This is a genomic window from [Micrococcus luteus] ATCC 49442, assembly GCF_010367585.1.
Taxonomy (GTDB): domain Bacteria; phylum Actinomycetota; class Actinomycetes; order Actinomycetales; family Micrococcaceae; genus Arthrobacter; species Arthrobacter luteus_A.
Genome location: NZ_JAAAXP010000001.1, coordinates 2,847,738 through 2,866,238, shown reverse-complemented (window position 1 = coordinate 2,866,238; position 18,501 = coordinate 2,847,738). Strand labels below are relative to the sequence as shown.

The following is an 18,501-nucleotide window of genomic DNA, read 5'->3' as shown; positions in this document are numbered from 1 at the left end:
CGTGAGCGACGTCAAGGTATTCAAGCCGCGCTTCAACCCTGCCAAACCCGCGTTCGGACTGCTGGTTTTCCTGCTCTACCTCTTCCTGCTGGCACCCCTGCTGATCGTGTTCGTGGTGAGCTTCGCCTCCAACCAGTACCTGTCCTTCCCGCCCGAAGGGTTCACCCTGAAGTGGTACGAGATGCTTCCGGAGGAAAGCACGTTCATGGAGGGCATGAAGGTCAGCCTGATCGTGGCCGTGATTGTCACGCTCATTGTGCTGGCCCTGGGGGTGCCTGTGGCGCTGGCCCTTGACCGGTTCGAGTTCAAGGCCAAGGCGGCCGTCCAGTCTTTCTTCCTCTCACCGCTGCTGATTCCCAGCATCGTCCTGGCCCTGGGCATGGTCCTGCTGTTCGGGCCGCTGGACCTGAACAACACCTATGCCGGCATCATCATCGGCCACGTGGCCATCACCATCCCGTTCGTCATCCGGACCACCCTGATGAGCCTGGCCACCACGGACACGTCCTGCGAGGCGGCGGCCCGCATCCTGGGCGCCGGCTCCTGGACGGTGTTCCGGCGAGTCACGCTGCCCATCATCCAGCCGGGTGTCATTGCCGGCGGCGTCATAGCGTTCATCGTCTCCTTCGACGAAGCGGTGATCTCCCTGTTCGTGGCCGAATCGGGCCTGCCCACCCTGCCCGTGCAGGTGCTGCGGTATGTCGAAAACTCCGCCGATGCCGCCGTCGCTGCCCTGTCCGTCATCCTGATCCTGATCTCGCTCGCCGTGGTGGTGGTTGTGGAGCGCGTCATGGGGCTCCGCAAGGCCCTCCGCTAGCGCGGCGGGCTACCCGCCAAGCCACCCAGCCCCAACAACCCAACAACCAAGCAGTGCTGCCCGGTCCGCGCCAGCGGACCGGGCAGAACGCCGTCCGGGTCATGCTCCGGAAGAGGTGCGGGTCATAACCGGCACCTATCCCGTGACACCTATTACGTCTTTGTGTGATCCAAATCCCGGTGTCAGACTTTTTCTACAAGCCCGGTAATCCGGGCCACGGGACCCAAGCTCCATCAGGCCGGTCCACCCACTTCCGCTTCCGGCAGCTGCCGCTGTGCCCGGCCAGCGCCGTGCCAACACCCCCAAGGAGGGCTCACATGGGACCCATGGTTGATCTCGTAGCGGATCTCGGAGAAGGCTTCGGCGCCTACTCGATGGGCGACGACGCGGCCCTGCTCGACGTGGTCTCCAGCGCCAACATCGCCTGCGGCTTCCATGCCGGCGACCCGGACATCATGAACGCCACTGTCGCCGAATGCGTGCGCCGCGGCGTGGCCATCGGCGCGCACCCCAGCTTCCCTGACCTCCGCGGCTTCGGCCGCCGCGCCATGGACCTCACAGCAGATGAAGTCCGCCACGACGTCCTGTACCAGTTCGGGGCGCTGAGCGCTTTCGCTGCCTACCATGGCGCCGGCGTCGTCCACCTCGCACCCCACGGCCGCCTGGGCAACCTCGTGGCCACCCGCCCCGACTACGCGGAGGCCGTGGCTGACGCCGCCGCCCGCATCAACCCGGATCTGATTGTCCTGGCCCAGGACGGCGAACTCGCTGACGCTGCCACAGCCCGCCGGCTCCCCGTGGGCATCGTGGGAATCGCAGACCGGGCCTACGAAGCAGACGGGACCCTGGTGCCGCGCAGCCGGCCCGGCGCCGTGATCCACGATCCCAAAACCATCGTGGCCCGAACCATCCGCATGGTCTGCGAAGGCGTCATCGAGACCGTCGCCGGAACCGACCTGCCGATCGTTGCAGACACCATCCTGCTCCACGGTGACACCCCGGGCGCCGTCCAGCTGGCACGTCAGGTCCGCGCTGAACTGGAACGCGCCGGCGTGACCATTGGCCCGCTCGCCCGGGTGCTCGCCGCCAAAGTGAAAGCCGCCTGACATGACCGCCACGCCAACTTCAGCACTGCCTCCGGTGGAGGTGTTTGAATCCGGCGACGCCGCACTGCGCGTCGTCGCGTCCTCTCCGGACCGGGAGGCCAACTGGGCCACCGTCCACGCCCTGGCTGAGTGGCTGGATGCTGCGGGTGCCGACGGCGTCCACGGCGCAGTGCCCACCTACGACTCGCTGCTGGTGGAATTTGATCCCGGCGTCACGTCCGCGCGGCAGGTCAGGGCCTTTGTCCTTCTGGGCCTGCGCCAGCTCGAATTCACCGGTGCCCCCGCCCGTACACCCCGCGAATTTATTGTTCCCGTGGTGTACGGCGGCGAGTACGGCCCCGACCTGGAGCGCGTTGCCGGGCAGCAGCAGCTCTCGGTCGAGCAGATCATCGAGCTTCACACCACCAAGTCCTACGTGATCCGCTGCCTCGGCGCTCCGGCCGGCTCGCCCATGATGGACGGTCCCGATTTTCCCTTCCCCGTGCCGCGGCTGAAGGACCCCCGGCTGTCCGTCCCGGCAGGCGCCGTGTCGGTGGCCGGCCGGCAGGCGGTCATCGCCCCCGCCGTGGCACCGGGTGGCTGGTGCGTCATCGGCCAGACCCCGTTGACCGTCCTTGACGCCACAGCCGAGCCGCTGGTTCCCTACGTCCCCGGCGACACCCTCCGGTTCCACCGGATCCAGCCCGAAGAGTTCGCCCAGTATGCAGGCCGGAAAATGGAGGCGGCGCAATGAGCCTGATCATCCAGCAGCCGGGCAACACCGTGGTCACGGATCTGGGACGTTTCCGCGGTCCCCGGTTCGGGCTCCCCGTCAACGGTGCGCTGGACCAGTTCTCCGCCCGGGCCGCCAACATCCTGGCCGGAAACGCTGACAACGCTCCATTGCTGGAGGCCACCGCACTGGATTTCCGCATGAAGGCCACCACGGACATCCTCATCGCCGTCACCGGCGCACCCCTGCACCTCACGGTGGGCGGGCGCGAGTGCCAGCAGTGGGAGCCGGTGTCCGTACGGGCGGGGGAGACCGTAGCGCTGCGAAGGATCGACGGCGGCCTCCGCGCCTACGTCGCTGTCCACGGCTCGGTTGAGGCACCGGTCCTCCTGGGCAGCTGCGCGCCGGACACCGTCGTCGGCTTCGGGCTGCGGCTGACGGAAGGCACCGAACTGAAGACCTTCCGCACTATCCCGCCGATCCGCCAGCCGTACTTCGACCTCCCGCTGTTCCGCCTGGGCCTCATCCGGCCGGAATTCAGCAGCACTGCGGTGGTGGACGTGACGGACGGCCCGGATGTGGACGAGTTCGGCGACACCGCGGACCTGCTCTACAGCACCGAATATACGGTCAGCGGCCGGAGCAACCACATCGGCCTGCGGTTGGGCGGAGCACTCCCTGAACGCCAGTCCACAGCCGAGGTGCTGTCCCGGGGCGTCCCCGTGGGAGCCATCGAGGTGCCGTCCCGCGAAGAACTCCTGGTGCTGCACCGCGGACGTGGGGTCACCGCCGGCTACCCCGTCCTCGCCGTTGTCACCAGCCGCTCGCTGGACGTCCTGGCCCAGGCCCGGCCGGGCCACAAGATCCGGTTCAGAAGAACCACCGTCCCCGAAGCAACTGCGAAACACCGGGCGGCGATCAGGGAACTGGAAACACTGCGTTCCACCGTCGGCACAGTGTTCTCGCTCCTGGGCATCGGCGACCAGCCGGGCTGGCACCAGCTCGCGCCGGCCGCCGGAGGCTAAACGTCGGCTGCCGGAAGCTAAAAGCCCTCGCTTCATCCACAAAGCATTGTTACCATCCCCATAAGTAAGGAACGCCATGTCCACCTCTACGCACGCGGCCCAGCCGCACCAAGAGCGGCTCAGCAGCAAGCAGACCCGCAAGGTCGTCACGGCCGGCTGCGTCGGCATCTTCGTGGAACTTTATGACAACGGCATCTTCGCCTTTATGGCTGGAACACTCGCCCTCGTCTTCCTGGCTCCCGGCAACCCGGACAACGCCCTGTTGTTCGTCTTCGCCGGCTACGCCGTGTCGTTCTTCGTACGTCCCCTTGGCGCCGTGGTCTGCGGTTACCTGGGTGACCGGATCGGGCGGCAAAAGCTGCTGGTCTTTGTCATCCTGCTGATCAGTGTGGCAACCGCGGGCATCGGCTTACTGCCGGCCTACTCGGCCATCGGCATCGCCGCACCGGTCCTCCTGGTGCTGCTCCGCATGCTCCAAGGCTTCTCCGTTGGCGGCGAAGCCGCCGGCGCCATGACCTTCCTCGCCGAGCACGCCCCTGAAGGCAAGCGCGGCATCATCACCTCCTACGCCCAGATCGCCTCGTTCGCAGCCCTGCTCACCGGTACGCTGGTCGCGTTCTCCATGTCGCCCTGGCTCACGCAGGCAGCGATCGACGGCGGCGGCTTCGGTTCGTTCGCATGGCGCATTCCGTTCCTGGTTGCCATCCCCATGGGCGTCATTGGCTGGTACATCCGCAAGGCGATCAGCGACACCCCCAACTTCGAGAAGCTGAAGGAAGAGGGCGGGCTGTCCAATAACCCGCTGAAGGAAGCCTTCGCTTCACCTGAGCACCGCCGCGCCATGCTGTTGGCCCTCTTCATCCCGCTGATGAACGGCTCGGGCTACTACGTCCTGTTCTCCTACATGCCCACGTTCCTCAAGGGCAAGCAGCTGAACTTCACCATCGGCGAAGCACTCCTCGTGACCGCCTGCAGCCTGGTGGTCATCTGCATCGCGATTCCGTTCATGGGCGCCCTGTCGGACCGCATCGGCCGCAAGAAAGTCATCGCCGGCTCGGCCATCGCCATGGCTGTCATCGGCATACCCGCCTACGCCCTGATCGCCACGGGCGAGATGGCACTGGCCATCCTGGGCGCCTGCCTTATGGCTGTGGTCTTCGCCGGCCACACCGCCGTGATCCACATCCTGATCGTCGAACTGTTCCCCACCCGGGTCCGCTACTCCGCCTACGGCCTGGGCTATAACATCTCTTCGGCACTCTTCGGCGGCACGGCGCCGCTGCTGCTGACCTGGCTCATCTCCACCACCGGCAACATCTACATGCCCGCCTTCTACGCCGTCATCACGGCGCTGGGCACCCTCGCGGCCGTCAGCACCGTCAAGGACCGGGCACACCTGCCGCTCCGCGACGCCTAATCTTCCACTTCATCAAGCAGCACTGGGCTGCACCCTCATAGGAGATCTTCATGTCTTTTTCCGATTACTCAACGGCTGTTGTCACCGGTGCCTCCACCGGAATGGGCGCCGCCATCGCCGAGCGCCTGACCAAACGGGGACTCACGGTCCACGCGCTGGCCAGGAACGAGGAACGCCTGAAGGAACTGGCGGACAAGACCGGCGCCGTCCCGCACGTGGTGGACCTGACTGACACTGCCGCGCTGGCCGCCGTCGTCGGTGATCTTGAGGTGGATGTCCTGGTGAACTGTGCCGGTGTGTCACGGCCAGGCAACATCCTGGACTCCAGCGAGAGCGACATCGACGAACTCATTGACGTCAACCTGCGTGGCCTCCTCCAGCTGACCAGGCTGGTCCTGCCGGGCATGGTGGAACGCGACCGGGGCCACGTGGTCAACGTCAGCTCCATCGCCGGCCTCTACAACTTCTACGGCCACACGGTCTACCACGCCACCAAGGCCGCGGTGCACCAGATCTCGCGCCAGCTGCGCAACGACACCGTGGGCAAGCGCATCCGAGTCACCGAAATCTGCCCCGGCCGCGTTGAAACGGAAATTTTCGGGCGCAACATGGGCGGCACACCCGAGGCCATGGAACAGGCGTGGAAGACCTACTACGAAGGCTATGAGTCGCTGACCACCGACGACATCGTCAACGCCATGGACTACGCCATCGAAACACCCCGGCACGTAAATGTTGGCATGCTGGAGCTTATGCCCACGTTCCAGGTCCCCGGCGGCCTCACCTTCGACCGGCGCTAAACGGCCCGCACCCACCTACCACCGATTGAAACAGGTTTACCCGATGCAAACAGTCCGCACCGTCAGCTTCCCCGACCAGCAGCTCCTCGACGATCTCTCACCCCTGCCAGGAGGGCTGCGGGGAGTGGTCTGGGACCTGGAATCGGATCCCGACGGCGGGACGCTGGCTGAGATTGACGGCGTCATCCTGCCGTATATCAACGCCGGCGCGGTGTTGGGATCCCTGGGCAAAGCCCCCAACCTGAAGTACGTGCAGACGCAGTCCACGGGGTACGACGGCGTGATTGAGGCTGCCGGCCCGGCCGCCGGCGTGGCCAGCGCCTCGGGTGTCCATGCGGCCGCGACGGCGGAACTTGCCATTGGTCTGATCCTCGCCAAACTGCGCGGCATCGACCAGGCGGTCCGCGATGCGCAGTACGGCCTCTGGCGGCCGGAGCGCCGCCAGTCCCTGGCAGACCGTCGGGTGCTGCTGGTGGGTGTGGGCGGAATCGGTCACGAAATTGCCCTGCGCCTGGCGCCGTTCGAAGTCACCGTCACCCGCGTCGGCAGCTCGGCCCGCACAGACGAACACGGCGACGTGCATGCCTCGTCCGAGCTGACTGAGCTGGCCGCCACGCACGACATTCTTGTATCGGTGCTGCCACTGAACGAGCACACCCACCAGCTGATCGGCGAAGAGGTCCTGGCGGCCCTTCCGGACGGCGCCCTGGTGGTGAACGTTGGCCGCGGCTCCGTGGTGGACACCGCCGCGCTGACCGCGGAGGTTCTGTCCGGACGCCTGAACTGCGCCATCGACGTCGTTGATCCCGAACCGCTGCCGCAGGACCACCCGCTGTGGTCCGCCACCAACGCCCTGATCACCCCGCACGTCGGCGGCAACGCCTCGGCGTTCCAGCCGCGGATCCTGAAACTCCTCCGGAAGCAGCTCGAGGCGCTGGCCGCGGGACAGGCCCCGGCCAACCTGGTACAGGCAGGACCGTTCGCATGAGCGGGCTTTTTGATTTGACGGGTCGGGTTGCTTTGGTGACGGGGTCGAGCCGGGGGATTGGTTTTGCGTTGGCGCGGGCGTTGGCTGAGGCCGGGGCGACGGTGGTGTTGAACGGGATTAATCCGGAGCGGTTGAAGGCGGCGGAGGCTGCGTTGGCTGCCGATTTCGCGCCGGGCCGGGTCCATAGTGTCGCGTTTGATGTCACCAGTGATGCGGAGGCTGCCCGGGGTGTGGCGTGGGTGGAGGAGCATGTGGGCCCGTTGCGGGTCCTGGTGAATAACGCCGGGATCCAGCACCGGGTGCCGATGCTGGAGCTGGACGTCGCGGATTGGGAGCGGGTGATCGCCACGGACCTGACCAGCGCGTTCCTGGTGGGCCGGGCGGCTGCCCGGCACATGATCCCGCGGGGGAAGGGCAAGATCATCAACATCTGTTCGGTGCAGACGGACCTGGCCCGGCCCACGATCGCCCCGTATGTGTCGGCCAAGGGCGGGTTGCGGAACCTGACCCGGGCGATGACGGCCGAGTGGGCGGGCTCGGGGTTGCAGATCAACGGGATCGCGCCTGGGTATATCCATACGGAAATGACGCAGAACCTGGTGGACGATGAGCAGTTCAATGCCTGGATCCTGGGCCGGACCCCGGCGCACCGGTGGGGGACCGTGCAGGACCTGGCCGGGCCCGCGGTGTGGCTGGCCTCGGACGGGTCGGATTTTGTCAACGGCCAGACGGTCTTTATCGACGGCGGCATGACGGTGGTGGTCTGATGGAGGCCTCAGCGGTGACAGGGTCAGCCCGGGAAACCCACGGGACAGCCCCGGCAGCAGGGACAGCCCTGCCCGTCTCGGGTCCGGCGGTGGTGGCGTACGCGGCGGGGGATCTGCGGATTGAGGACGTGCCGCTCGCGTCGCCGGGACCGGATGAGGCGGTGGTGGAGGTCGCGTACGGCGGGATCTGCGGGTCGGACCTGCATTACTGGCTCCACGGCGCGGCCGGCGAGTCGATCCTGAAGGCCCCGATGGTGCTGGGGCACGAGATTTCCGGTGTTGTGGTGGTCGCCGCCGTGGACGGGACGGGCCCGGCCGCGGGGACCCCGGTCGCGGTCCACCCGGCGACCCCCGGCCCCGGTGACGGGACGGTCCGGTACCCGCCGGACCGGCCGAACCTGTCTCCGGGCTGCACCTACCTGGGGTCCGCGGCGCGGTTCCCGCACACCGACGGGGCGTTCGCCCGGTACGTGAACCTGCCCGCCCGGATGCTCCGGGCCCTGCCGCAGGCCCTGGACCTGCGCACCGCGGCGCTGATCGAGCCCGCCAGTGTGGCCTGGCATGCGGTGGCCCGGGCCGGGGACGTAGCCGGCAAGTCCGCCCTGGTGATCGGGTCCGGCCCGATCGGGGCCCTGTGTGTTGCGGTCCTCAAACGTGCCGGCGCGGCCCGGATCACCGCCGTCGACATGCACCCCAGGCCGCTGGAGATCGCCACAGCGGTCGGGGCGGACGCGGTCCTGCAGGCACCGGACGCGGACACGATCGCGGCCGTGCAGGCCGATATCGTGATCGAATCCTCCGGCAGCCACCACGGCCTGGCCTCGGCCATCCGGGGCGCGGCCCGCGGCGGGACAGTGGTCATGGTCGGGCTGCTGCCCACCGGACCCCAGCCGGTCCTGATCTCCCTGGCCATCACCCGCGAACTGGACCTCAAAGGCTCATTCCGGTTCAACAACGAGATCGACGACGTCATCACCGCCCTCGCCGACGGCACCTTGCACATCGGGCCCGTCATCACCCACGACTACCCCCTCAGCCAGGGACTCGACGCCTTCACCACCGCCAAAAACTCCGCCCAATCCGGCAAAGTCCTCCTCAACTTCAAACCGGAATGAGCGGGGCACCACCTGGCCGGCCCGTGAGGAACCAGATCCCGCCAGCTACCCGATCAGCAGGCTCAGTGCCTCCGTGAGGTGCTCCACTTCGCGGACGGAGAACCCTGCAGGGACAGGGCCGGGGCCGTTATGGCTGGCGGGAACCACGGCGTGCGTGAAGCCCAGCCGGTGCGCTTCCTGGATCCGCTGGTTGATCCCGGGCACGGGCCGCACTTCGCCCGCCAAACCCACTTCCCCGAAGGCGATCAGGCGGATGGGCAGGGGCTTGCGGGCCTTGGCAGAGGCCACGGCCAGGGCAACGGCCAGGTCCGTGGCGGGTTCGCTGAGCTTCACGCCGCCCACCGTGGCTACATAGGAATCGTCCTTGTGCAGGAGGCAGCCGGCCCGCTGCTGCAGGACGGCCAAAAGCATGGACACCCGGGAACTGTCCAGGCCGCTGGTGGCACGCCGGGGCTGGGAGTTGGGGCTTTCGGCCAGCAGCGACTGCACCTCTGCCAGCAACGGCCGCCGGCCTTCCATGGTTACTGTGATGCAGGTGCCGGAAACGGGCTCCTTGGTTCGGCTGACGAACAGCCCGCTGGGGTCCGTAAGCCCTTCGATGCCGTTCTCGTTCAGGTCAAAACAGCCCACATCATCCGTGGGACCGTACCGGTTTTTCACCGCGCGCAGCATCCGAAGCCGGGAATGGCGTTCGCCTTCGAACTGGCACACCACGTCCACCAGGTGCTCGAGCAGGCGCGGCCCGGCGATGGAGCCGTCCTTGGTCACGTGGCCCACCAGCAGCGTGGTCATGTTGCGCCGCTTGGCGGCCGCAATGAGGGACGCTGCCACCTCGCGCACCTGCGATACGCCGCCGGCACTGCCGTCCACGTCCGCGCTGCTGAGGGTCTGGACCGAGTCCACAATCAGCAGCCGCGGCTCGATCTTTTCGACCTGCCCCAGGGCCTGGCCCAGGTCCGTTTCCGCTGACAGGTAGAGGGAATCCGCGACGGCGTCGATCCGTTCCGCGCGCAGCTTCACCTGGGCCGCGGACTCCTCGCCCGTGACGTAGAGGACGTCCTGCGCGGTGCGGGCGAACTTCGCGGCGACATCGAGCAGCAGCGTGGACTTGCCCACACCCGGCTCGCCGGCCAGGAGGATCACGGCGCCGGGGACCAGCCCGCCGCCCAAAACGCGGTCCAGTTCGTCGACGCCGGTGGGCAGGAAAGCCGCCGTGGTGGCGTCTACCTCGGCAATCCGGCGCGCCGGTTCCACAACTGTTGTTGCCGCCGTCGTGCGCGCCACAGCCGTGCCGGTTTCCTCAACGGTGCCCCACGCCTGGCATTCGCCGCAGCGCCCCACCCACTTGACGGCGGTCCAGCCGCATTCGGCGCATTTGTACGCGGGCGCCTTGGATGCGCGCGAAGTCTTTGTTGCCATGGGTTCCACCCTAACGGCCGGGCCTGACATTGCTCTCCCGGTCCGGCGAAGCGACGTACTGGCAGCCAATTAGACACCTCTGAGAGAGCGCTCTCTTGACAGTGATAAGCGCCACCTTTAGAGTTGTGGAACTTCCGAGAGAGCGCTCTCTCAGCCCGGGCAATTTCCCCCACAAAGGAGTGAACGTGAAATTTTCACGACGAAATACCGCTGCCGCCATAGCGGGCGCAGCAGCTTTGGCCCTTATCGCCACGGGCTGCGGGAGCAGCTCCGATCAGCCTGCTAGCTCAGAGAACCCTGTTGAGCTGACGGTCACCACGTTCGGAACATTTGGCTACGGCGACCTGTACGGCCAGTACGAGGCCGCAAACCCCGGCGTCAAGATCAAGGCGACAAACATTGACCGCGGCGCCAACGCCCGCACCGATGCCTTCACGAAGCTGGCCGCAGGCTCAGGTCTCAGCGACGTGGTAGCCATCGAGGAAGGCTGGCTGGGCTCCATCATGGAGGTCTCGGACCAGTTCACGGACCTCAACGAACACGGTGCGGCCGACATCAAAGCCAATTGGGTGGACTGGAAATTCAAGCAGGGAACCGATCCTGACGGCCGCGTCATCGGATACGGGACCGACATCGGGCCTCAAGGCCTCTGCTACAACGGCAAACTCTTTGAAGCCGCCGGACTGCCCAGCGACCGCGAATCCGTTGCCAAGCTGTTTGGCGGCGAGGACGCCACCTGGGAGAAGTACTTCGAACTGGGCAAGCAGTACAAGGCCGCCACCGGCAAGGCCTGGTACGACCAGTCCGGCTTTGTGTGGAACTCCATGGTGAACCAGATGGAGGAGGGGTACTACAGCAAGGACGGTGAGCTGAACATCGACGGTAACGCCGAGATGAAGGGCAAGTTCGAGATGCTTGCCGCCGGCACCGCAGCCGGGCTCTCAGCCAACCAGACCCAGTTCGACTGGGGCAAAGGCAAGGCATTCGTTGACGGCTCCTTCGCCACCTTCGTCTGCCCCGGCTGGATGCTCGGCACCATCAAGGGCCAGCTGGAATCGGCCGGCGGCGGCGCAGACAGCGGCTGGGACTTCGCGGACGTCTTCCCGGGCGGCGCCTCCAACTGGGACGGAGCCTTCCTCACGGTGCCCAAGACCTCCGAGCACCCCGCAGAAGCCGCAAAACTGGCCGCCTGGCTGACGGCTCCCGAGCAGCAGGTCAAGCAGTCCGCTGCAGCCAACAATTTCCCCAGCACGCTCAAGGCCCAGGAGAAGCTGGTATCGGATGCCACCCCCAACGTCCTGTTCAACAACGCTCCCACCGGCGTTATCCTGGCGAACCGCGCCAAGGGTGTAGTGGCCCAATTCAAGGGCCCGCAGGATTCAGTCATCCAGGAAAACGTCTTCGGCCCCGCGCTGAAGAGCCTCGACGCCGGCAAGGCCGATGCGGGCCAGGCCTGGACTGAAGCGCTGCGCCTCCTCAACGACCTGGTCGTCAACAACTAGCAGGACCCGCTGTGGGGCCTCCCGCCCGGGAGGCCCCCCGATGGAGTGCGAGAACCCATGACAACCACCCTGAACCGATCCGCCAAGCCCCCGGTGACCAAACCCAAAGCCACCTTCAGGCAACGCCTGAGCATCTTCGACGTCAAGGCATCGCCATACCTCTACGTCGCGCCATTCTTTATCCTGTTCGCCCTCGTGGGCCTTTTCCCGCTGGTCTACACCTTCTTTGTCAGCCTCTTTGACTGGCACCTCCTCAAAGGCCAAGGGCAGTTCGTAGGCCTGGACAACTTCGCGGAGGTCCTGCAGGACCGCTTCTTCTGGAATTCCCTTCTCAACACCATGAGCATTTTCCTGCTCTCCGCCATTCCGCAGCTGGCCGTGGCGCTTTTCCTGGCCGCGGTACTGGACCAGAACCTCCGTGCCAAGACCTTCTGGCGGATGAGCGTCCTGCTGCCGTACATCGTGACCCCGGTTGCGGTGGCCATGATCTTCACCAACATGTTCGGCGAACAGTACGGCCTGATCAACAACATCCTCGGCAACTTCGGCCTTGACCCTGTGCTGTGGCAAAACGAAACGTTCCCCAGCCACATCGCCATCGCCACCATGGTCAACTGGCGCTGGACAGGCTATAACGCGCTGATCCTGCTGGCCGCCATGCAGGCGGTGCCGCGGGATCTCTACGAATCGGCGGCCCTGGACGGGGCGGGGGCCATGCGCCGGTTCTTCAGCATCACCCTGCCCAGCATCCGGCCCACCATGGTGTTCGTTGTTATCACGGCCACCATCGGCGGACTGCAGATCTTCACCGAACCCAGGCTGTTTGACCCGGCCACAGCAGGCGGATCGCAACGCCAGTTCCAAACCACCGTCCTGTACCTCTGGGAAATGGCCTTCCAGCGCCAGAACTTCGGCAAAGCATCTACCATCGCCTGGCTGCTGTTCCTGATCATCCTGCTTTTCGGCCTCGTCAATTACCTGATCTCCCGCCGGATTGCCACAGCTGACACGCCCAAGCCTTCGCGTGCTGCCCGGCGGAAGGCGCTTCGGAAGCGCGCTGAAAGGACTGAACGATGAGCATCATGGACCGTGCCGAACCCATGGCAGGCAGGGGCCCGGTCCCTGCAGCGCCGCCGGCGAAGCCCGCCCAGTTCCGCAAGCGCGTCTTCGGCACCGGCGAACGCCCCGGATTCCTCAGCTACGGCCTGCTGCTGGCCTTCCTGGCAGCCTCCGCCTATCCGCTGTGGTGGTCCGTGGTCATCGGCAGCCGGTCAAACGAAGCACTGGGGGAGACCTGGCCGCCCCTTCTGCCCGGCGGAAACTTCTGGAAGAACGTAGCGGAGGTCTTCGACACCATTCCGTTCTGGCTGGCACTGGGAAACAGCGTCCTGATCTCCGGCATCATCACCGTTTCGGTGGTCAGCTTTTCAACCCTTGCCGGCTACGCCTTCGCAAAACTCCGGTTCCGTGGCCGCAACGGACTGATGCTGATGGTCGTTGCCACCATGGCCATCCCCACCCAGCTGGGCATCATCCCCCTCTTTATGGTGATGCGGACCCTGGGCTGGACCGGTGAGATCGGCGCCGTTGTGGTGCCCACCCTGGTGACCGCCTTCGGTGTGTTCTTCATGCGGCAGTACCTGGTGGATGTCATCCCGGATGAGCTCATTGAATCCGCCCGCATGGACGGAGCCAACATGATCTCCACCTTCTGGCACGTGGCGATTCCCGCAGCCCGCCCGGCAATGGCCATCCTGGGCCTGTTCACCTTTATGACAGCGTGGACGGACTTCCTCTGGCCGCTGCTGGTGCTCGATGCGGGCAACCCGACGTTGCAGACGGCGCTCAGCCAACTGCAGTCGGCCCGGTACGTGGACTACTCTGTGGTCCTATCAGGTGCGGTGCTTGCCACCCTGCCGTTGCTGGTGCTGTTCGTCGTTGCAGGAAAGCAACTCATTTCAGGAATTATGCAAGGAGCAGTGAAGGGCTAATGCCACATTCGACGTACTCACGGCAGTGGCCGGACGGATTCATCTGGGGGTCAGCGACGGCGGCCGCCCAAATCGAGGGAGCCGGACACGAAGGCGGCAAGGAGGACTCCGTGTGGGACCACTTTGCCCGGATCCCCGGCGCCATCGCCAAGGGCGAGAACCTGGAGCAGGCCGTGGACCACTACCACCGGATGCCCGAAGACGTCCGGCTGATGAAGGAGCTGGGGCTGGACTCCTACCGTTTCTCCACCAGCTGGGCCCGCGTCCGGCCAGGGGACCGGGCAGCAAACCCGGAGGGCCTGGATTTCTACTCGCGCCTTGTGGACGAGCTGCTGGAGGCGGGAATCCTGCCCTGGCTCACCCTGTATCACTGGGACCTCCCGCAGGCCTTGGAGGAAAAAGGCGGCTGGGCGAACAGGGACACCGCCTACCGGTTCGTCGAGTATGCCAACGACGTTTACGACGTCCTCGGCGACAGGGTGCAGCACTGGACCACGTTCAACGAGCCCTTCTGTTCCTCGTTGCTGGGCTACGGTTCCGGGGTCCACGCCCCGGGCCGCCAGGAACCGCGGGCAGCCATCGCGGCGGTGCACCACCAGCATCTGGCGCACGGCCTGGCCGTTAACGCCCTGCGGGAACGCGGCGCCCAAAACCTGGGGATCACCCTCAACCTGAGCAACTCCATTCCCCGGGACCCGGCGGACCCCGTCGACCTGGACGCTGCCCGGCGCTTCGACTCCCTGCAGAACCGGATCTTCCTGGACCCGATCCTGCTCGGAAGCTATCCGCAGGACACACTGGTGGATCTCGCGCCGTTCGGACTCCCGGAACTCATCCTCCCCGGGGACCTGGAAGTAATCAGCGCACCGCTGGAGTTCCTGGGCGTCAACCACTACCACGATGACCTGATCAGCGGCCACGCTGACCACGAGGGCGGGGACGGACACTCCGGCGGTGCCGAACGTGTGGCCGCCTCACCATGGATCGGGTCCGAGGACATCGCGTTCCCCAGCCGGGGGCTGCCGCGGACCGCCATGGACTGGGAAGTGAACCCGGACGGGTTGCGGAAGCTGCTGGTCCGCCTTGGCGAGGAATACCCCGGCCTCCCGCCGCTGTACATTACCGAAAACGGCGCCGCCTACGACGACACCGTAGAACCGGACGGCTCAGTGCAGGATACGGAGCGCACCGGCTTTATCCTTGACCACATAGCGGCTGTCGGGGAAGCGCTCGATCAGGGCGCGGATGTCCGCGGCTACTTCGTCTGGTCGTTGCTGGACAACTTCGAATGGTCCTGGGGATACGGCAAGCGCTTCGGAATAGTCCGGGTGGATTACGGCACCTTCGAGCGCACCGTGAAGGCCAGCGGCCACGCATACGCACGGCTAATCGCCGCCGCGAAGCAGCATGCCCGCGCGCTCCCGGCCTCGCGCTCTGCCTAAACTGGAGTACCGGGCGAAGCCCGCTCAACGTCACGGAGCGAAGATCTTGAAGCAAGACCCCAGCGGAAGCCGGCCGGCGCCCACCCTTGAAATGGTGGCTGCGCTGGCCGGCGTGTCCCGAGCCACCGTCTCCCGCGTGGTTAACCACGTTCCCAGCGTGGACGAAGACATCGCCGCGAAGGTCCGCCAAGCCATTCTCGCCGTGAATTACACACCCAACCGGGCCGCCCGGTCCCTCGCCAGCCGGAAGCCCAATTCCATCAGCCTGATCGTGCCGGAATCCACCTCCAAGGTCTTCGCAGATCCGTTCTTCGCCTCCGTTGTCCAGGGCGTGGCCCTCTATCTCGCAGACACCGACTACACGCTGAACATGGTCATCGCATCAGAAGCCAAACCCGAAAAGACCAGGGCGTTCCTGCTCGGCGGCAACGTCGCAGGTGCCCTGGTGGTCTCCCACCACGCAGGAGACCGGTCCTGGGCCCACGTCAGCGACCACATCCCCATGGTTTTCGCGGGCAGGCCGCTGGCCGAGGGCGGAAGCTACTACGTGGACGTTGACAACGAGGCCGCCGCCGAAGGCGCAACCCGGCTGCTGGTTGAGGGCGGCCGCACCCACATCGCCACCATCGCCGGACCGCAGGACATGCCGCCCGGCGTCGACCGTTTTACCGGCTGGCGGAAGGCCATGGAAGCGTCCGGACTGGACGATTCCCTGGTGGAGTACGGGGACTTCACGCTTTCCTCCGGCGCCAAGGCCATGCGGCGGCTCCTTGAGCGCGGCAAGCCCATCGACGGGCTGTTCGTGGCCAATGACCAGATGGCCGCGGGCGCCTACACCGTGCTCCAGGAGCGCGGGATCCGGATCCCGGCTGACGTGGCGGTGGTGGGGTTCGACGACGATTCGTTTGCCACCTCCGTGAATCCGCCGCTGACAACCGTGCATCACCCCGTCATCGAGATGGGCAAAAAAATGGCAGAGACACTGGTTGAGCTGATCGACGGAAAACCCGCGGACAGGGTCACCCGGATTCCCACGTCGCTGGTCATACGGGCATCTGCCTGACCTTTAAGGCCGGCCACACCTATCGAGCGGAACCCACCCATGATCCCTGCTGCCCAAAATCAACCCCTGAACTGGGGCGTGGTGGCCACCGGACGGATCGCGCACCGCGTCACCGCCGACCTCGCCCGCCTGGAAAACTCGGTCCTGCATGCTGTGAGCTCGCGGAGCGCGGCCGCGGCGAAGACGTTCGCGGGGCAGTATGGCTTCGCCACGAGCTATCACGACCAGCCCGGGGCGACAGCCTATGAGCAACTCTTTGCTGATCCTGACGTGGACGTGGTCTACATCGCGACGCCGCATGCCCGGCACCATGAGGTTGCCACGGCGGCCCTCAAAGCAGGCAAGCACGTCGTGTGCGAGAAACCGCTCACGGTCAACGCCCGGGAAGCCCAGGAGCTCATACTGTTGGCGCGTGAGCAGGAACTGTTCCTCATGGAGGCGATGTGGACGCGGTTCCTGCCGTCAACGCGGCGGGCGCTTGAAGTGGTCCGTGCCGGCGGAATCGGCACAGTCCGCTGGGTGCAGGCCGATCTCGGCTTTGCGGCCACGTACGATCCCCGCGACAGGCTCTGGGATCCGGCGGCCGGCGGCGGTGCCCTGCTGGATCTCGCCGCCTATCCGCTGACCTGGGCGGTGAGCATGCTGGGCTTTCCGGACAGCGTCACCGCCGCCGGCCGGCTGAATCGCGACGGAATCGACGTCCAGAACACCCTGACCCTCGGATACGCTGACGGCGCCGCAGCCCAGCTGGTGTCCTCCCTGGAATCCGCCAGCCCCGGCATCGTGACCGTGAGCGGCACCAAGGGCTGGCTTCGCACCGGCTCGCCCCTCTACAACGCCCGCCGGCTGGAATACGCAGGGCCGGACGGGAGGGTGCAGGTGGAGGAGTTCTACGAGGCAACCGAAGGCTTCATCCATGAACTGCGGGAAGCCGGCCGGTGCATCCGCGCCGGGCTTCCGGAAAGCCCCCTGATGCCCTGGCATGAAAGCGTGAAAATCATGCAAATCCTCGACCATGCAAGGTCACAGCTGGGCGTTCGTTACGAAAATGACCGGTAGCACCAGCTACAGCGCCGGCAGAATGTCCCTGGCCTCGCGCGAGTCCATCCCGGTGGCCTCCAACAGGTCCACCATCAGCGGCCGGAACAGCATCACCACGGTCTCACCCTCCAGCCGTTCCACCCCGAGAAGCTTGGGATGGAGCCGCAGCGCGATCTCGCTGAGGTCCTGCCGGGCGGTGCGCAGATGGGCGCGGCGGACGCCGTCGTGCGTCTCGGCCAGGCCCAGCGCGAGTTCATCAATAGCGGCCGCGGTGTCCTGGAGCACCTCCGCGATGTTCTCGGTCGCCTCGTCCGACAGGGCGGCATGGTTGATGGCGCTGGTGAGCCGGCGCGCAAACACGCGGCTGTTGCGGAGCGCCAGATCGATGAAGTCCAGGGAGGTGTCCAGCCGCTCCAGCTCGTCACGGTGCCGGCGGTGGGCCGGCGCGAGCGTGGCCACCTCGCCGGAAGCGCGCAGGGAATGGCGCATCGCGTCCACAAGAGGCTGGCAGTTCCGGCCGCGGATCAGCGCGTGCCACGCCTGCGTGGAGTCGCTGTTGCTTAGCGCAGTGGCACATTCCCGCAACACTTCGGCCAGTTCGTGGAGCAGTTTCCGGACATCCTTGCGGGGCTCCCGCCGCGGATCCTTGGGCACCAGGATGGTCACCAGCAGCGCAACCACCCCGCCAACAATGGCGTCGATGCTGCGGGTGAACGGCCCGCCGTCGGGCGCCGGCAGCAGCACCACCAGCAGCGACTGCAGTCCCAGCTGCGTGGTGAAAATATTGCCGCTGTCCAGGAAGCGGGCAAGCAGGATGGAGAAGAGAAGGACGACGGCGGCCTGCCAGATTCCGCTGCCCAGCCAGTGCAGCAACAGATCACCAACGGCAATGCCGATGGTGCAGCCCAAGCCCACCTCCATGACCCGGCGCAGGCGCGGTTCACGCGAGAAGCCCAGGGCAATCAGTGAGGACGTTGCTGCGAACAGGGGACCGGAATGCCCCAGAACGTACTCAGCGAAGGCGTACGCCCCCACCGCGCAAGCCGTCATCTGGATAGCGGGGACCAGCGAGTTCCTGCTCCGGATCAGGCCCGTGCGGATTCGTCCGCGCAGGAAACGCCTGCTTGCTGAGAGTCCTGCTGCTGCGGCCATGCCGTCCAGTCTATTTGCCGGCGGTCCCCCTACGGCGGAAAGTGTGACCCGCGCAATGGTGACGCTGCACATGTAAGACAAAATGCCGCTGCCGTTAACCTTCTGTTCACTTTCGGCCGCCAATCCCTTTACCTGCAGCCCCTA

At 66.1% G+C, this 18,501-nt stretch carries 17 protein-coding genes; 15 read left to right on the top strand and 2 right to left on the bottom strand.

Translation table 11 applies throughout. The annotated features are described in order from the left end of the window. Position 1: 1 nt before the first annotated feature. The 9 genes from GUV69_RS13035 to GUV69_RS12995 all read left to right on the top strand — a co-directional run bounded on the left by GUV69_RS13035 (position 2) and on the right by GUV69_RS12995 (position 8,747). The gene (locus GUV69_RS13035; RefSeq protein ID WP_164202975.1) at positions 2 to 817 is read left to right on the top strand and encodes an ABC transporter permease; all 816 of its coding nucleotides are present in this window, start codon (positions 2 to 4) and stop codon (positions 815 to 817) included. A 317-nt stretch (positions 818 to 1,134) separates the two neighbouring features. After that, complete coding sequence (locus GUV69_RS13030; protein ID WP_164202973.1) at positions 1,135 to 1,923, top strand: LamB/YcsF family protein; 789 nt, start codon at positions 1,135 to 1,137, stop codon at positions 1,921 to 1,923. 1 nt (position 1,924) lies between these two features. After that, the gene (locus tag GUV69_RS13025; RefSeq protein WP_164202971.1) at positions 1,925 to 2,656 is read left to right on the top strand and encodes a 5-oxoprolinase subunit B family protein; all 732 of its coding nucleotides are present in this window, start codon (positions 1,925 to 1,927) and stop codon (positions 2,654 to 2,656) included. Beyond that, positions 2,653 to 3,660, top strand: a complete 1,008-nt coding sequence (locus tag GUV69_RS13020; RefSeq protein ID WP_164202969.1) for a 5-oxoprolinase subunit C family protein — start codon at positions 2,653 to 2,655, stop codon at positions 3,658 to 3,660. The genes GUV69_RS13025 and GUV69_RS13020 overlap by 4 nt, the downstream gene beginning before the upstream one ends. A gap of 76 nt (positions 3,661 to 3,736) precedes the next feature. Continuing rightward, on the top strand, positions 3,737 to 5,077 hold the full coding sequence (locus GUV69_RS13015) for an MFS transporter (protein ID WP_164202967.1): 1,341 nt from the start codon (positions 3,737 to 3,739) through the stop codon (positions 5,075 to 5,077). Between the two features lie 50 nt (positions 5,078 to 5,127). After that, positions 5,128 to 5,877 carry an SDR family oxidoreductase gene (locus GUV69_RS13010; RefSeq protein ID WP_164202965.1) on the top strand — a complete coding sequence of 250 codons (750 nt, stop codon included), beginning with the start codon at positions 5,128 to 5,130 and terminating at the stop codon, positions 5,875 to 5,877. A gap of 43 nt (positions 5,878 to 5,920) precedes the next feature. Beyond that, positions 5,921 to 6,865: a 2-hydroxyacid dehydrogenase gene (locus tag GUV69_RS13005; RefSeq protein ID WP_164202963.1), complete on the top strand. Its 945-nt coding sequence runs from the start codon at positions 5,921 to 5,923 to the stop codon at positions 6,863 to 6,865. Further along, entirely contained in the window at positions 6,862 to 7,632 is a 771-nt protein-coding gene (locus tag GUV69_RS13000; protein WP_164202961.1) for an SDR family oxidoreductase, read from the top strand. Before GUV69_RS13005 ends, GUV69_RS13000 begins: the two co-directional genes overlap by 4 nt. Beyond that, positions 7,632 to 8,747, top strand: coding sequence for an L-idonate 5-dehydrogenase (locus GUV69_RS12995; protein ID WP_164202959.1), 1,116 nt, complete (start codon positions 7,632 to 7,634; stop codon positions 8,745 to 8,747). The genes GUV69_RS13000 and GUV69_RS12995 overlap by 1 nt, the downstream gene beginning before the upstream one ends. Positions 8,748 to 8,792: 45 nt before the next feature. Here GUV69_RS12995 and radA read toward each other — a convergent pair whose 3' ends face one another. Continuing rightward, the gene (gene radA / locus GUV69_RS12990; protein ID WP_164202957.1) at positions 8,793 to 10,166 is read right to left on the bottom strand and encodes a DNA repair protein RadA; all 1,374 of its coding nucleotides are present in this window, start codon (positions 10,164 to 10,166) and stop codon (positions 8,793 to 8,795) included. 179 nt (positions 10,167 to 10,345) lie between these two features. On the opposite strand from radA, the gene GUV69_RS12985 reads away from it, so the two are divergent. The 6 genes from GUV69_RS12985 to GUV69_RS12960 are packed head-to-tail and all read left to right on the top strand — an operon-like array spanning position 10,346 to position 17,223. Continuing rightward, positions 10,346 to 11,668: an ABC transporter substrate-binding protein gene (locus GUV69_RS12985; protein ID WP_431197110.1), complete on the top strand. Its 1,323-nt coding sequence runs from the start codon at positions 10,346 to 10,348 to the stop codon at positions 11,666 to 11,668. Positions 11,669 to 11,725: 57 nt separating this feature from the next. Continuing rightward, positions 11,726 to 12,745 carry a carbohydrate ABC transporter permease gene (locus GUV69_RS12980; protein WP_164202953.1) on the top strand — a complete coding sequence of 340 codons (1,020 nt, stop codon included), beginning with the start codon at positions 11,726 to 11,728 and terminating at the stop codon, positions 12,743 to 12,745. Between the two features lie 23 nt (positions 12,746 to 12,768). Continuing rightward, entirely contained in the window at positions 12,769 to 13,659 is an 891-nt protein-coding gene (locus GUV69_RS12975) for a carbohydrate ABC transporter permease (protein WP_208786711.1), read from the top strand. Further along, on the top strand, positions 13,659 to 15,101 hold the full coding sequence (locus tag GUV69_RS12970; RefSeq protein WP_164202949.1) for a GH1 family beta-glucosidase: 1,443 nt from the start codon (positions 13,659 to 13,661) through the stop codon (positions 15,099 to 15,101). Before GUV69_RS12975 ends, GUV69_RS12970 begins: the two co-directional genes overlap by 1 nt. Before the next feature lie 46 nt (positions 15,102 to 15,147). Then, positions 15,148 to 16,164, top strand: coding sequence for a LacI family DNA-binding transcriptional regulator (locus GUV69_RS12965; protein ID WP_164202947.1), 1,017 nt, complete (start codon positions 15,148 to 15,150; stop codon positions 16,162 to 16,164). A 39-nt stretch (positions 16,165 to 16,203) separates the two neighbouring features. Continuing rightward, complete coding sequence (locus tag GUV69_RS12960) at positions 16,204 to 17,223, top strand: Gfo/Idh/MocA family protein (protein ID WP_164202945.1); 1,020 nt, start codon at positions 16,204 to 16,206, stop codon at positions 17,221 to 17,223. Positions 17,224 to 17,229: 6 nt separating this feature from the next. Here GUV69_RS12960 and GUV69_RS12955 read toward each other — a convergent pair whose 3' ends face one another. Continuing rightward, positions 17,230 to 18,357, bottom strand: coding sequence for an FUSC family protein (locus GUV69_RS12955; protein WP_164202943.1), 1,128 nt, complete (start codon positions 18,355 to 18,357; stop codon positions 17,230 to 17,232). Between the last annotated feature and the right edge of the window lie 144 nt (positions 18,358 to 18,501).